We start from the raw sequence: 13,416 nt of genomic DNA, 5'->3' as shown, positions 1-13,416 counted from the left end.
GTGCAGCAGCGCGAGGGCCCGCACGTCGCGCTGCCCGCCCGGCGACGGTCGGGTCGCGACGTCCTCGAGCAGGTCGACGGCGGCCGCGGTCTCCCCTGCCGACGCGTGCTCCAGGGCGACGTCCAGCGCGACGGTCGGGTCCGGCGTCGGGCCGATCGTGCCGGTCGTGCCGGTCGTGCCGGTCGGGCCGGCGTCGAGGCCGGCGCGGGCGGCGAGGTCGCGGGCCCAGGCGTCGAGCGGGTCGACGGCGAGCGTCCCGCGCAGCAGGTCCCGGGCGGCGTCCGCGTCGCCCGCCCGCAGCGCGCGGACCGTCGCGAGGTTGCGCGCCTGGACGTGCTCGGGGCTGCGGCGCAGCAGGCCCTCGAGCTGCTCGCCGGCGGCGGCGTCGCGCCCCTCGGCGAGGTCGAGCCGCACCGTCGCGACGGCCGCCGCGTCCCGCCAGGCCTGGTCCCACGACGCCGTGCCCAGGGCCTCGCGGGCCGCGGCCGTCCGGCCCTGCCGGGCGAGGACCAGCCCCAGCCGGTAGTGCGCCTCGCCGTCGCGGGGGTTGGGGTTGCGCGTCGTGAGCCGCGCCGTCGCGGTGCGCAGCAGCCGCTCGGCCTCCTCGAGGCGCCCGGCGCGGGCCCGGCGGGCCGCGAGCGCCGTGGCGCAGCGCGCGTCGCCCGGGTCCCGGCGCAGCGCCTCGAGCCAGTACGGCTCGGGCGACCGCGTCGCGTGCCGGTACTGCTCCAGGTGCAGGCCGGTGACGTACAGCTCGTCCGCCGACGCGAGGTCGGCCGGCGCGGGCGGCTCGCTCGCCGGCTCGACCGCGGCCGCCCCGGGGTCGGCCGCGGGCCGCGGCCGCCAGGTCACGAGGGCCGTGCCGCCGTGCTCGACGACCAGCTCGTACGCGGCGGGGTCGACGCCGGCCGGCCCGGCCAGCTCGCGCACCAGCGGGGAGCCGGGCGCGACGTCGGCCCGCTCGTCGAGCAGCACCGCGTCCCCGGCGCGCAGCACGACCCGTGCCCCCGGCCGCGGGGAGGTCACGGCGACCCCGACGCGCACGGCCGCGGGGCCGCCCGCTGGGCCCTGCCCGATGCCGTGCCCGACGTCCAGCCCGACGTCCAGCCGGACGGCCGCCTCGCGCGTCGCCTGGTGCACGGGACCCACGTCCTGGATCGGGTACCAGTACTGCGAGAACGCCGTCGTCTCCCCCGGGCGCAGGAACGCGAAGTCGGGCTGGTTGTCGGTGAAGACCCCGGCCATGAGCTCCACGTACGGGCCGTTCGTGTCCGTGAGGTGCCGGTCCCACGCCCGGCCGAACGGCGCGTCCCCCCAGGTCCACATCTTCTTCCCGGGCGCGATGCGGTGGTCCGCCCAGTGCACGAACCCGGCGCGCGCGGCGTGGTCGTAGCCGCCGAAGAAGTCGTCCTGCGAGCCCAGGCACATGTACGACGTCGGCACCGGGATGTTGCGGTACCGGTCCAGGCGGTCCCCGTCCGGGCGCTCCGCGGTGCGCCGCGACGGGTAGTCGACCCCGTAGTAGCGGCCCGACGCCGCGGGGAACGTCGTCACCGCGCGCTTGGCGTGGTCGGCGACCACCGTGACGTCGGTCGGGAAGAAGGCCTGGTAGTCGTCGTGGACGGCCGCGGCGACGTTGGCCCACCACAGGAACGTCTGGACGTCGTCGGTGCGGTTGACGAGGCGGACCCGCAGCTCGACGAGCGCGCTGTCCGGGCGCAGCCGCACCCCGTGCATCCCCTGCATGCGCGCGAACGGGTCGTGGTCGGAGCACCAGACGGTGACCGCGCCGTCGGGCTCCTCCTCGATCCACGACTCGGTCGGCAGGTAGGTGGCGGGCCGGTGGTGCTGCGGCCAGTTGAGCTCGACCCCGCCCGAGACCCACGGCCCGAGCAGCCCGACCAGCGCCGGCTTGATCACGTCGTTGCGGTAGAAGAAGTCGTAGCCGCGGGTGCGGTCCAGGCCCACGTGGATGCGCCCGCCGAGCTCGGGCAGCACCATGAGCCGCACGTACGCGTTCTCGAGGTGGACGGCGTCCCAGTCCCGCGGCGCCTTGGTCCGCTCGACGTGGTCGACGAACGGCATCGGGTACACGGCCCCCGACGAGCCCTGGTACACGCGCTGGTCCAGGTAGGCCGGGTACCGGTCCGGCTCGCCGATGTCGTAGGTGTCGATGGACACCGGCTCGCGCCAGCCGCGCACGGGGTGGCCGGCGAGCCCGCCCGGGGCGGGCGGCAGGACGATCCGGGACTCCTGGTCGGGCATGCCCCGACCGTAGGCGGCTTGACGCCGCTGGGCGATGGGCGATTCCCTGGCGCGCATGGACGAAACGACGGCCACGGGCGGCGACGCGCTCCGCGACGGGTTCGCCGGTCAGCGCATGGTCGTCCTGCCCCGCCCGACGGTCCGCGCGGCCCTCGCGCGGCCCGTGACCGGGCGCCTGGTCGTGACGGACGCGGGGTTCTTCCCGCACGCCGCGCGCCACGGGAGGTCGAGGCCCGACGGCGCCCGGGAGTACGTCCTGCTGGTCTGCACGGACGGGGCGGGCTGGTGCCGCACCCCGGACGGGAGGTCCGACGTGCGCCCGGGGGACGTCGTCGTCCTCCCCGCCGGCGCGCCGCACGAGTACGCCGCCGACGAGCACGACCCCTGGACGCTGTGGTGGCTGCACGCGGCCGGCCCCGACGCCGACGAGCTCGCCCGCGCCGCCCGGGACGCCGCGGGCGGACCCGTCTCGCACCTGCGCGACCCGGCTGCCGTCGCGAGCCTGGTCTCGCAGGTCCTCGACGCCCTCGACGACGGCACGGCGGGCGGCCTGGTCCGGGCCACCGGGGCGGCGTGGCACGCCCTCGCCCACGTCGTCGCGACCGGGCGCCGCTCCCCGGGCCCCGCCCCGGACCCCGTGGAGCGTGCCGTCGAGCACCTGCGGGCCACCACCCCGCGGCGCACCTCCGTCACCGCCCTGGCGGCGATGGTCGGGCTCAGCCCGTCGCAGCTCGGCGCCCGGTTCCGCGCCCAGGTCGGCGCGTCCCCGCTGCAGTACCAGACGCGGCTTCGCCTGGCCCGGGCGCGCGAGCTCCTGGACTCCACCGACCTGCCCGTCGCCACCGTCGCCCAGGCGTGCGGGTACCCCGACCCGCTGTACTTCTCCCGCCAGTTCGCCCGCGCCCACGGGGCATCGCCGTCGGCCTACCGCGCCCGCGCCGCCTGAGGTCGGCCGCGCGGCCCGCGCCCCGGCACCGGGGCCCGGCGACCGGTCTCGCCGGGGGACGACGAAGGCCCCCTGCTCAGCGTTCTCGCTGATCAGGGGGCCTTGCTCACGGGTGGGCGATACTGGGTTCGAACCAGTGACCTCTTCGGTGTGAACGAAGCGCGCTACCACTGCGCCAATCGCCCGGTGCGTGGACGATATTAGCCACAGATCGGGCGACGACTCAAACCGGCCCGCCGCGGCGCGGCTCCCCGACGAGCAGGGACGACGGGGTTCAGGGGTCGAGGCGCTCGCGGCAGTTGCGCTCGAACACCTCGCGCACCGCGCGCGACACGTCGCCCACGGCGACGTCCGCGCCGTCGAGCCAGACCACGGGCTGCACGTTGCGCCCCGACGACGTGAGCGTGAGCTGCGACCGGCCCTGGGTCACCTCGTCCAGCACGGTGAAGGGCAGCTCGCCCTCCTTGGCCTCGCGGACGGGCAGGCCCTCCTCGGCGGCCCACTCGAGCGCGAGCGCGCGGGTGATGCCGGCGAGGCACCCGGACTCGAGGGTGGGCGTGACCAGCTCGCCGTCGCGCTCCACGAACACGTTCGAGCCGGTGCCCTCGCACAGGTCGCCCACCGTGTTCGGCAGGATCGACTCGTCGCCGCCCTTGCGCACCGCGTCCGCGAGCGCCACCACGTTCTCGGCGTACGACGTGGTCTTGAGGCCCGCGACGGCGGACCGCTCGTTGCGCGGCCAGGGCGAGCGGGCCGAGCGCGAGGTGGGCGCCATGGCCGAGTCCTGCACGGCCACGACCACGGTCTCGGGGGCGTCGACGCGCCCGGAGCCGAGCGGGCCGATCCCGCCGGTCACGGTGATGCGCAGGCGGCCGTCGAACGGGCCGTCGGCCCGCACGGCCTCGGCGAGCACGGCGGCGACGCCGTCGCGCACCTTCTGCTCGTCGGGCGCGGCGAGGCCGAGGCCCGTCGCGGACCGCGCGAGGCGGCGCAGGTGCCGCGACAGCGCGAACGCCTGCCCGTCGAAGACCGTGCACGTCTCGAAGACCCCGTCCCCGACCGTGATGCCGTGGTCGACGGCGCTGAGCGCCGCCTCTCCCTGACCGACGAGGCGGCCCTCCGCCCAGATCACCAGACTCATGGGGCCAGTGTGCCCGACCTCACGGACTGCGCGCCCCGACGACTTCACCCCCGTGTTCACCCCGGCGCCGCGTAGCAGCGCGAGACGCGAGCGGCTCACCATCAAGAGACGGGCCACGACGGCGTGGCCCCACGTCCTCGAGGTGGTCCCGATGAGACAGGTCTTCCGCACGCTCGCCTACCTCGTCGCCGCGGGCGTCGTCGTCCAGGCCGCCGTGATCGTCTACGCGGTCGCGGGCATGGGCCTCTACATCGACGAGGGCGGCGTGCTCGACCAGGCGGCGATGGAGCAGGTGTTCGCCGGCGAGCAGGTGTTCCCCGAGCAGAACGGGATGCTGCTGCACGGGATGAACGGGACGATGGTCCTGCCGGTCCTGGCGCTCCTGACGTTCGTCGCGTCGTTCTTCGCGGGGGTGCGCGGCGCGTGGCGGTGGGGGCTGGCGATCCTTCTGCTGGTCGTGCTCCAGGTCACCCTCGGCCTGGCCGGGCACAGCGTCCCGTTCCTCGGCGGCCTGCACGGGGTGAACGCGCTGCTCCTGTTCGGCGTCGCGCTCTATACGGGCTGGCGGGTGGCGGCGCGTGGCCGCGCGGTCCGCACGACGGCGGCGGTCGCCGCGACGCCCGCCGAGGGCCTGGCCCCCTGAGGCGCCCGCGATGAAGGGCCGCACGTCGCCGGTGCTGCGCCGCGTGGTCGCGGGCGTGGTGGCGGCGGCCGTCCTGGTCCCCGTGCTGCTGCTGTGGCAGACCAGCCGCGTGCCCGGGCAGTTCTCCGTGACCGGTGCGGGCGCGTCCGAGCGGGGCAGCGGGCCTCGCGTGACGAGCCTCGACGGCCACGAGGGGCACGGCGGGCAGGGCGCGCACACCGCTGCCGGGGTGAGCGTCGACACCCTGGTGGCTCCGCCCGGTCCGGCGGACGTGCAGGTCACCCTCACCGCCCGCGCCGAGCGCGTGGACATCGCGCCGGGCGTGACCGTCGACGCGTACACCGTGAACGGCACGACGCCCGGCCCGACGGTGCGCGCCGTCCAGGGCGACCTCGTCGAGGTGCGCTTCGTCAACGCCGGCGTGCCCGACGGCGCCACGCTGCACTGGCACGGCGTGGACGTGCCGGGCGCGGCGGACGGCGTGGCGGGGGTGACGCAGGACGCGGTGCCCGTCGGCGGGTCCTTCACGTACCGGTTCGTCGCCGAGGACGCGGGCACGTACTGGTACCACTCGCACCAGGTGTCGCACGAGCAGGTCCGCAAGGGGCTGCTGGGGGCGCTGGTGGTCGAGCCGGCCCCGGGTGCCCGTCCTGCCGGCGGCCCCGCCGTGGCCCGGCTGCTCGACGACGCCGTGGACGTACCCGCCGTCGTGCACCAGTACGGCTCGCGGCGGACGGTGCAGGGGACGGTCGGGGACCTGCCCGTCGAGCTGGCGCCCGGCCGCGCGGCCCGCGTGCGCGTCGTCAACACCGACAACGGCACCCTGTCGGTGTGGGTGAGCGGGGCCCCGTTCCGCCTCCTGGCGGTCGACGGGACGGACGTCCACTCCCCCGCAGAGGTGACCGACCAGGCCGTGACGGTCCCGGCCGGCGGTCGCGCGGACCTCCTCGTCGTCGCGCCCGCCGACGGGTCGGCCGCACGCGTCGAGCTGGGCGGGTCGGCGGCGCTCGTCCTCGGGCCGCAGGGCGCCGACGCCGCCCGCACGCGGCGTCCCGCGACGTCGCTGGACCCTCTCTCGTACGGCACGCCGGCGCCGCTCGAGCTCGACCCGGGCACCGCGGACCGGTCGTTCGACTACGTCATCGGGCGCGCGCCGGGGTTCCTCGACGGCAAGCCCGGCATGCACTGGACCGTCAACGGGCACACCTACCCGGACGTGCCCATGTTCACGGTCGCGGAGGGGGACGTCGTGCGGATGCGGATCGACAACCGCAGCGGGGAGCCGCACCCGATGCACCTGCACGGTCACCACGTCGTCGTGCTGTCCCGCGACGGCGTGCCGGCCACCGGCAGCCCGTGGTGGGTGGACTCCCTCGAGGTCGGCGACGGCGAGTTCTACGACGTGGCCTTCGTCGCCGACAACCCCGGGATCTGGATGGACCACTGCCACAACCTGCCCCACGCGACCGAGGGCCTCGTCGCGCACCTCATGTACGAGGGAGTCACGACCCCGTACCTGCTGGGCCACGACACGGGCAACGTCCCCGAGTGACGTCGTGACCCGGGGACGCTGCCGCCGTTCAGCGCCGCAGCACCAGGTGCGTCACCTCGGGCGTGACCCGCCCTCCCGCGCCGCGCAGCGCGTGGTTCCCGACGCCGTCGAACAGGCGCACGCCCTCCACGTCCAGGACGACGGGCGCGATGTGCAGCCGTAGCTCGTCGAGGAGGTCGGCGGCGAGGAACTGGTTGACGGTCGACGCGCCGCCCGCGATGGACACGTCGCGCTCGCCGGCGGCCTCGCGCGCCCGGGCGAGCGCCTCCTGCGGCCCGCCGGTGACGAAGTGGAACGTGGTGCCGCCGTCCATCTCGAGCGGCTCGCGCTCGTGGTGGGTGAGCACGAAGACGGGCGCGTGGTACGGCGGGTCCTCGCCCCACCAGCCGCGCCAGCCGAGGTCCCAGTCACCGCGCCCGGGGGTGAACATGTTGCGCCCCATGACGAACGCGCCCGCGGCGACGATCGCGTCGAGCTCGGCGCGGTGCGCGTCGGCATGGTCGAACATCCACGCGTGGAGCTGCTCGCCGCCGCCGACCCCGTCCCCGAAGGGCTGGTCCTCCCTCTGGTTGACCCCCGCGGAGTAGCCGTCCAGCGAGATCCCGATGTCGCACGTCACCTGTGTCATGCCCGTTCGACGGCGGCGACGGGCCGGACTCATCGGTCGGCGCGCACCGTGCCTTCCCCGGACGACGCCAGCCCGACCAGGCGCGCGGCCTTGAGCTCGGTCTCCTCCCACTCCCGATCGGGGTCGCTCCCCCAGGTGATCCCGGCGCCGGTGCCGAAACGCAGCACGCCGCCGCCGGGCTCGTCGGCCCACCAGAAGGTGCGGATCCCGACGGCCAGCTCGGCCCGGCCGGCGGTGCCGTCCACCCAGCCGACGGCGCCGCAGTAGGGGCCGCGGGCCTCCGTCTCGAGCTCGGCGATGAGGCGCAGCGCCGACGACTTGGGTGCCCCCGACACCGACCCCGGCGGGAACGTGGCCTCCAGCACCCGGCCCCACCGGCCGGGACCCGCCACGGCCGGCTCCAGCTCGCCGCGCACGCGGGAGACGAGGTGGACGAGGCCGGGGTGCTCCTCGACCGCGAGCAGGTCGGTGACGTCCACCGTGCCGGGGCGGCACACGCGCTGCAGGTCGTTGCGCACGAGGTCGGTGATCATGACGTTCTCGGCGCGGTCCTTGGCCGTGAGCCCGTCCGGCGTGCGGGCGGTCCCCTTGATCGGGCCCGAGCCGAGCACCGCCGCGCCACCTCCCTCGACGCCCCGCGCGTCGTCGAGCGACAGGTACAGCTCCGGAGAGGCGCTCACCACCCACACGGGGTCGAGGCCGCTCGCCGCGGGGACGTGCACGGCGGCCCCGTACGGGGCGGGGTTCCCGGCCGCGAGGCGCGCGGCGAGGGCCGCGGCGTCCGGCTCGACGGCGTCGTCGCCCGTCCCGCGGGCGGGCAGGGCCGCGGAGAGCACCCGGCAGACGTTCACCTGGTAGACGTCGCCGCGGCGGACGCGCTCGCGGACCGTCCCCACCGCGCGCACGTACTCCTCCCGGCCCGCCGACGTCCGCCAGCCCGACGGCGCGGGACCGCGCCAGGCGTCGCCCCGGCCCGCCGGGGCGGGGCGGTCGGGGGCCACGTCGGCGAACCGCCACGCGCGGGCGCGGCCGCCCGGTCGCGAGGCGCCGTCGCGTCCCAGGCCGGCCTCGAAGTCGACGACGACGAACCACAGGCCGTCGTCCAGCCGCTCGGGGTGCTCGGCGAGATCGACGCACTCGACGGCGCGCGTGGCGCGGCGTCCGGCGAAGGTGGCCCAGGAGGTCGGCTCGGTCACAGGAGCACGCTAACGGCTTCCCAGGGACGCCCGGCGGGGGCGATTGGACGGACCGTCAAGGGTCCACTAATGTTTGGGGCGCGCCAGAACGGCGGGCACCGCACGGTGTCCTGGTCCTGGTCGCGCGGATGTGGCTCAGTTGGTAGAGCATCACCTTGCCAAGGTGAGGGTCGCGGGTTCGAGTCCCGTCATCCGCTCGGAGGCCCACTCTCTGATCGACTCGCTTCGAGCGTCGGGAGAGCACGTCTCAAGGTGGGTTGGCCGAGAGGCGAGGCAGCGGCCTGCAAAGCCGTATACACGGGTTCGAATCCCGTACCCACCTCGCAGCACGGGCGATTGGCGCAGCGGTAGCGCGCTTCCCTGACACGGAAGAGGTCACTGGTTCGATCCCAGTATCGCCCACCAGCACGACGAAGCCCCCTGACCGGGACCCGGTCAGGGGGCTTCGTCGTCCCCGCGCCGGCCTCAGGGCGCCGCCGGACGCCGCGCCCGCGGCCGGGGCCAGACCAGGAGCACCACGACGGTGACGACGAGCGACAGGACTCCGACGGCGACCATCGCGCCGCCGACCCCGGTCGTGAAGGCCTCGACCACGGCGTCGGTGACCTGCTGCCGGGCGGACTGCGGCAGCGAGGCCACCGCGTCCTGGAACGACGACGAGTTGACGAGCTCGGCCTGCACGGAGGCGATGTCCGTCTCGCCGAGGCCCTGCGCGGCGGCCGCGGCGTGCCAGTCCCGCGCGCTGAGCCCGCGCCCGAGCGCGGAGACCACCGCGACACCCACGGCGCCGCCCACCATGCTGCTCATCTTGAACACCCCGGCGGCCGCGCCGTCGAGGTCGGGCGGCACGTCGCCGACCGCGGTCGCGGAGATCGGCGTGGACAGGAGGCCGAGCCCGAGGCCCACGACGACGAGCGCCGCGCCCATCTGCCACAGCGGCGAGTCGGTCGCGATGGCGCCGAGCGCCAGCAGGCCCGCGCTCATGACGACCAGGCCCACGACCACGGGAAGCCGGGCCCCGACGCGCGCGTTGAGCCGCCCGCCCAGCGGGATGAGCAGGAAGATGCCGAGCGTGGACGGCAGCATCAGCATCCCGGCCTCGACGGCGTCGTAGCCGCGCACGTTCTGCAGCCACAGCACGAGGATGTAGCTGAGCCCCGCGAAGGCGAGGTTCATGGTGAGGTTCGCCGTCAGGGCGCCGTCGTAGGGCCGCAGCCGGAACAGGCGGAGGTCCACGAGCGGGTCGCGGGTGCGCGACTCGACGAGGAACCAGGCGCCGGCGAGGAGCACCGCCCCCGCGAGCATGCCGACCACGAGCGGGCTCCCCCACCCGGCGCTCGGGCCGGCGGTCAGGGCGTACAGCAGCGCGAACACGGCGAGCCCGATCGTCACGAGGCCCGGCCAGTCGATCCGGCGGGAGGCGCCCGGGTCCTTCGACTCGGGCGTCACGCCGCGCACCATGAGGTACGCCACGGCGGCGAGGGGGATGTTGAGCCAGAACAGCCACCGCCAGCCGAGGCCGTCGGTGACGGCGCCGCCGATCGCGGGCCCCACCGCCTGCCCGCCCCAGGCGACGGCCTGCCACACCCCGAACGCGGTGAGCTGCGCCCGCCCGGAGAACTGCGGCGGGATGAGCGCGAGCGTCGCGGGCAGGATCAGCGCGGCGCCGACGCCCATGAGGCCGCGCCCGGCGATCAGCGCCGGGATGCCCGGGGCGAGGGCCCCGACCACCGAGAAGGCGGCGAAGAGGACCACGCCGGCCAGCAGCATCCGGCGGCGCCCGAAGATGTCGCCGAACCGCCCGGCGGCGATGACGAGGGCGCCGGTGACCAGGCTGAACGCGTTGTTGGCCCACTGCAGGGCGCTCATGTCGGCGTCCATCTCGTCGGCGATCGTCGGGATCGCGACCCCGAGGTCGGCGAACGCCAGCCAGACGATGCCGGCTCCCGTGCAGATCCCGGCCAGCGAGAGCCAGCGGCGCGACGTCGGCGCCTCCGTGGACCCGGTCATGAGCGTCTCCTGTCGTTCCGCAGGTCGGGGGCGTGGCGGTACAGGGTCCGGGTGAGCGTCGACGCCTGCCGCGACACCGCGGTGCCGGTCATGATCCCGAGCGCGATCGCGAACAGCGCCAGCACCATGTCGACGAGCTCCGTCACGGCCTGCGCGCCCGACGTCGCCACCTCCGAGATGCCGATGAAGCCCAGCGAGCCGGGCACGAGCAGCCAGAACCCCGGCAGCGTCGTCACGAGCCGCGACGGGCCCGTCGGCGCCCGCGCGACCAGCCGCGCCACGACCACGAGGACGAACCCGCCGAGGAAGCCCGAGAGCTGCGGCGACAGGAGCACGGCGCCCGCGGCCTGCGCGACGAACGCCGCGTACAGGGTGAGGGCGATCCAGCCCAGCGACCAGCGCGGCGCCGAGGAGAAGAGCACGTCTCCCCCGGCGACCAGCGCCACGCCGACGTACGCGACCCAGGCCGGCAGCGGCGAGCCGGCGACGGGGTCCGGCGTCCCGACCGCCGCCACGCCCGCCACGACCCCGAAGGCGAGGAGCAGCAGCTGGCCGAGGCCGTACACCAGGCGGCTCGCGCCGGAGACGACCTGGTGGTGCGTGAGCTCCATCGTGGCGGTCGTGAGCGCGGCGCCGGGCAGGAGGCTGACCAGCGGCGGCGCGACCAGGTCCACGAGGCCGGCGTCCACCAGCGGGCCGACGACCCCGATCGCGAGGACCGTGACGAGGAACGACGCGAGGACGGGTAGCGCGTTCGCGATCGCGCTGCCCCGGGGCACGCTCACCTGCAGGACGCCGACGACGAGGCCGAGCGCCGCGACCCCGGCGACGGAGCCGGCGGTGGGCTGCTGGAGCAGGGCGAACCCGACGGACAGCAGCACGTGCCCGAGCACCGCCACCACCGGCCCGAACCGTGCGGGGGCGGCGGCGATCTCGGCCAGGCGGGCGCGGGCGTCCCGCAGCGACACGCGCGCCTGGGCGACGTCGTCGACGAGGGTGTCGAGCGCGCCGACCTGGTCCAGGTGGAAGCCGGAACCGGTCGAGCTCTCGTAGTACGTGCGGACGTCGTCCGGCTCGTCGACCTGCACCATCACCCCGGTCGGCACGACGAACGCGCGCACCTCGGCCTCGCCGCGGGTCCGCGAGATCTGCCGGAGCGCGTCCTCGACCTCGTTGGTGGCCTGCCCGGCGTCGAGCAGGCCCACGCCGAGCTCGGTCAGGAGGGGCACGAGGTCCGGGTCGACGACGTGGCGCGGCGCGGGCTGCGGTCGGCCGCCCCCGCCGGAACCGTGCAGGATCGCGGCGAGCCGCTGCCGCCAGCCCCGCCGTCGCCGCGGGGCCACCGCCCCGCCGTCCTGGGTCTTGTCGCGCGACTCGCCCTGGACCTCGACCTGGTCCTCGCCCATGCGCCTCCGTCCGCCCGCCTCGCCCCGACGTCGTCGTCGATGCGCTGTCCCGCTGGCAGCATCGGGCCTCGCGGGCGCGAGCGCGAGCGCAACGGCCGGCCGGGTCGTCGTCGGGCCGCAGCGGGACCGACGCACGGCGTCGCAGGTCACACGGTCGCGATTGGACCAGCGCGCCCCCGGACGGGTAATGTTCCTCAGGCGCCGAGAGGCCGGGGAAGCCCGGAGTTCTTGGTCGTGCGGATGTGGCTCAGTTGGTAGAGCATCACCTTGCCAAGGTGAGGGTCGCGGGTTCGAGTCCCGTCATCCGCTCAGAGCTCTGCATTCCCTGACGGGGGCGCAGCAGCCGTTTGGGCGATTGGCGCAGCGGTAGCGCGCTTCCCTGACACGGAAGAGGTCACTGGTTCGATCCCAGTATCGCCCACCAGCACGAAGCCGTCCCGGACCACCGGGACGGCTTCTCTCGTCTCCGGGCCCGTCGCCCTCGCCACCCCCTCGCCACCCCCTCGTCACCCCCTCGGCGTAGCGTCGAGGGCATGTGCCGCAACATCACGACCCTGCGGGGGCTCGAGCCGCCCGCCACCGACGACGAGATCCGGGCCGCGGCGGAGCAGTTCGTCCGCAAGGTGACGGGCGTCCAACGCTCGGCCGGCGCCGCCACGCGCGAGCCGTGCGACGAGGCCACCGACCAGATCGCGGAGATCGTCACGCGCCTGCTCGGCGAGCTCCCCGCCCGCCGCCAGCCGCCGAAGACGGTGCCGCCGCTGCGCCGCGAGGAGGTGCAGGCACGCATCGCCGCGCGCCAGGCCGCCCGCGAGGAGCACGAGCGGATGCACGAGCTCGGCATCGCGCACACGCACTAGGCTCGCCCGCGTGGATCACGCCTCGCCCGCCCCTGTCGACGAGCCGCTCGCCGGCTCCCCCGACCCCGTCTCCGCGACGATGCACCGGGCCAAGGCGCGGGCCAGGGCGTCGCACGTCACCGTGGGACAGGTGCGGCACGCGGCCGGCGGCGTGGTCGAGATCGACTGCTCGTGCGGGATGGTGCTCACCAACGGGCCGGACTGGTCCCTCGACGAGCACATCCGCCTGCACCGCGCGGAGGCCCGCTACGTCGCGCTGAGCCACGTCGCCCCCGCCGGGATGCCTCGGCTCGTGCCGGTCGACGCGGACCGCCTCCCCCGCTGAGCCGGGGCGGCGGCGCCGTCGGCGCGGTCAGAGCTCGTCGGGGTCGTCCCAGGAGACTCCGCTCGAGGCCCCCTCGATCGGGCCGAGCTCGGCGGCCGAGAGGGACGCCGGCGCCTTCGCCGCGTCCCCTCCCGCCCGCGGGTCGCCGGACCGCTCGTCCAGCGGGCGGCGCCGGGGTGCCAGCCGCGCCTGCGAGGCGATCGACTCGTCCAACATGTCCACCGGCGCCGGGGTGACGGCCTCCGTGTCGTGCGTGCTCATGGGCCCAGGTCTAGCAGCAGCCCGCACGGGCCGCCCGCGCTTGGCACAGTATTTCCACGACCTGACCGCCACGTCGTCACCGTCTCTCCGCCTCCTGGACGACGTCCGGGCGGCCGCCGCACGGCCCCTGCCTGGGCCGTCGCCGACGTCACGCCCGACCCGGTGGACTGGGGCCGCGAAGGT

The 13,416-nt window shown here is 75.7% G+C and carries 12 protein-coding genes and 6 tRNA genes; 10 read left to right on the top strand and 8 right to left on the bottom strand.

Annotated elements, in window-relative coordinates:
- A partial coding sequence (locus ACFU5J_RS20640) for a DUF5107 domain-containing protein (RefSeq protein ID WP_430579968.1) occupies nt 1-2,265 on the bottom strand: 2,265 nt, incomplete at its 3' end.
- Between the two features lie 55 nt (nt 2,266-2,320).
- Between ACFU5J_RS20640 and ACFU5J_RS20635 the strand changes: the two genes are divergently transcribed.
- Entirely contained in the window at nt 2,321-3,211 is an 891-nt protein-coding gene (locus tag ACFU5J_RS20635; protein WP_430579967.1) for a helix-turn-helix domain-containing protein, read from the top strand.
- Nucleotides 3,212-3,324: 113 nt separating this feature from the next.
- Here the strand turns inward: ACFU5J_RS20635 and ACFU5J_RS20630 are convergent.
- Nucleotides 3,325-3,396, bottom strand: a tRNA-Val gene (locus ACFU5J_RS20630).
- 89 nt (nt 3,397-3,485) lie between these two features.
- On the bottom strand, nt 3,486-4,352 hold the full coding sequence (locus tag ACFU5J_RS20625) for an aminotransferase class IV (protein WP_430575882.1): 867 nt from the start codon (nt 4,350-4,352) through the stop codon (nt 3,486-3,488).
- 151 nt (nt 4,353-4,503) lie between these two features.
- Between ACFU5J_RS20625 and ACFU5J_RS20620 the strand changes: the two genes are divergently transcribed.
- Nucleotides 4,504-4,995, top strand: a complete 492-nt coding sequence (locus ACFU5J_RS20620) for a hypothetical protein (protein WP_430575883.1) — start codon at nt 4,504-4,506, stop codon at nt 4,993-4,995.
- Between the two features lie 10 nt (nt 4,996-5,005).
- Complete coding sequence (locus ACFU5J_RS20615; RefSeq protein WP_430579966.1) at nt 5,006-6,547, top strand: multicopper oxidase family protein; 1,542 nt, start codon at nt 5,006-5,008, stop codon at nt 6,545-6,547.
- 28 nt (nt 6,548-6,575) lie between these two features.
- Here the strand turns inward: ACFU5J_RS20615 and ACFU5J_RS20610 are convergent, their stop codons facing one another.
- Nucleotides 6,576-7,175 (bottom strand): dihydrofolate reductase family protein, encoded by a 600-nt coding sequence (locus tag ACFU5J_RS20610; RefSeq protein WP_430575885.1) that lies wholly within the window; start codon nt 7,173-7,175, stop codon nt 6,576-6,578.
- A gap of 29 nt (nt 7,176-7,204) precedes the next feature.
- Nucleotides 7,205-8,371, bottom strand: a complete 1,167-nt coding sequence (locus ACFU5J_RS20605) for a chorismate-binding protein (protein WP_430575886.1) — start codon at nt 8,369-8,371, stop codon at nt 7,205-7,207.
- A 124-nt stretch (nt 8,372-8,495) separates the two neighbouring features.
- Here ACFU5J_RS20605 and ACFU5J_RS20600 point away from each other — a divergent pair.
- From ACFU5J_RS20600 to ACFU5J_RS20590, 3 genes are all read left to right on the top strand, one after another.
- A tRNA-Gly gene (locus ACFU5J_RS20600) sits at nt 8,496-8,568 on the top strand.
- A gap of 54 nt (nt 8,569-8,622) precedes the next feature.
- Nucleotides 8,623-8,693, top strand: a tRNA-Cys gene (locus ACFU5J_RS20595).
- Nucleotides 8,694-8,701: 8 nt separating this feature from the next.
- A tRNA-Val gene (locus ACFU5J_RS20590) sits at nt 8,702-8,776 on the top strand.
- Nucleotides 8,777-8,836: 60 nt separating this feature from the next.
- Here the strand turns inward: ACFU5J_RS20590 and ACFU5J_RS20585 are convergent.
- Nucleotides 8,837-10,381, bottom strand: coding sequence for an MFS transporter (locus ACFU5J_RS20585; RefSeq protein ID WP_430579965.1), 1,545 nt, complete (start codon nt 10,379-10,381; stop codon nt 8,837-8,839).
- Nucleotides 10,378-11,787 carry a threonine/serine exporter ThrE family protein gene (locus ACFU5J_RS20580; protein ID WP_430579964.1) on the bottom strand — a complete coding sequence of 470 codons (1,410 nt, stop codon included), beginning with the start codon at nt 11,785-11,787 and terminating at the stop codon, nt 10,378-10,380. The genes ACFU5J_RS20585 and ACFU5J_RS20580 overlap by 4 nt, the downstream gene beginning before the upstream one ends.
- A gap of 236 nt (nt 11,788-12,023) precedes the next feature.
- Between ACFU5J_RS20580 and ACFU5J_RS20575 the strand changes: the two genes are divergently transcribed.
- From ACFU5J_RS20575 to ACFU5J_RS20560, 4 genes are all read left to right on the top strand, one after another.
- Nucleotides 12,024-12,096, top strand: a tRNA-Gly gene (locus tag ACFU5J_RS20575).
- A 40-nt stretch (nt 12,097-12,136) separates the two neighbouring features.
- Nucleotides 12,137-12,211, top strand: a tRNA-Val gene (locus ACFU5J_RS20570).
- Nucleotides 12,212-12,320: 109 nt separating this feature from the next.
- On the top strand, nt 12,321-12,647 hold the full coding sequence (locus ACFU5J_RS20565) for a DUF2277 domain-containing protein (protein WP_430579963.1): 327 nt from the start codon (nt 12,321-12,323) through the stop codon (nt 12,645-12,647).
- 10 nt (nt 12,648-12,657) lie between these two features.
- Nucleotides 12,658-12,972 carry a hypothetical protein gene (locus tag ACFU5J_RS20560; RefSeq protein WP_430575890.1) on the top strand — a complete coding sequence of 105 codons (315 nt, stop codon included), beginning with the start codon at nt 12,658-12,660 and terminating at the stop codon, nt 12,970-12,972.
- A gap of 27 nt (nt 12,973-12,999) precedes the next feature.
- Here ACFU5J_RS20560 and ACFU5J_RS20555 read toward each other — a convergent pair whose 3' ends face one another.
- Nucleotides 13,000-13,233 carry a hypothetical protein gene (locus tag ACFU5J_RS20555; RefSeq protein WP_430579962.1) on the bottom strand — a complete coding sequence of 78 codons (234 nt, stop codon included), beginning with the start codon at nt 13,231-13,233 and terminating at the stop codon, nt 13,000-13,002.
- Nucleotides 13,234-13,416 lie beyond the last annotated feature (183 nt).

Source organism: Isoptericola sp. NPDC057559, assembly GCF_042801555.1.
Lineage (GTDB): Bacteria > Actinomycetota > Actinomycetes > Actinomycetales > Cellulomonadaceae > Isoptericola.
The sequence above is the reverse complement of the archived record's forward strand: the minus strand, read 5'-3'. Positions and strand labels throughout refer to the sequence as shown.

Bases quoted from the DNA above. Each gene is read 5' to 3' on its own strand.
- ACFU5J_RS20635 (WP_430579967.1), top strand. From the start codon at position 2,321: ATGGACGAAACGACGGCCACGGGCGGCGACGCGCTCCGCGACGGGTTC.
- ACFU5J_RS20625 (WP_430575882.1), bottom strand. From the start codon at position 4,352: ATGAGTCTGGTGATCTGGGCGGAGGGCCGCCTCGTCGGTCAGGGAGAG.
- ACFU5J_RS20620 (WP_430575883.1), top strand. From the start codon at position 4,504: ATGAGACAGGTCTTCCGCACGCTCGCCTACCTCGTCGCCGCGGGCGTC.
- ACFU5J_RS20615 (WP_430579966.1), top strand. From the start codon at position 5,006: ATGAAGGGCCGCACGTCGCCGGTGCTGCGCCGCGTGGTCGCGGGCGTG.
- ACFU5J_RS20610 (WP_430575885.1), bottom strand. From the start codon at position 7,175: ATGACACAGGTGACGTGCGACATCGGGATCTCGCTGGACGGCTACTCC.
- ACFU5J_RS20585 (WP_430579965.1), bottom strand. From the start codon at position 10,381: ATGACCGGGTCCACGGAGGCGCCGACGTCGCGCCGCTGGCTCTCGCTG.
- ACFU5J_RS20580 (WP_430579964.1), bottom strand. From the start codon at position 11,787: ATGGGCGAGGACCAGGTCGAGGTCCAGGGCGAGTCGCGCGACAAGACC.
- ACFU5J_RS20565 (WP_430579963.1), top strand. From the start codon at position 12,321: ATGTGCCGCAACATCACGACCCTGCGGGGGCTCGAGCCGCCCGCCACC.
- ACFU5J_RS20555 (WP_430579962.1), bottom strand. From the start codon at position 13,233: ATGAGCACGCACGACACGGAGGCCGTCACCCCGGCGCCGGTGGACATG.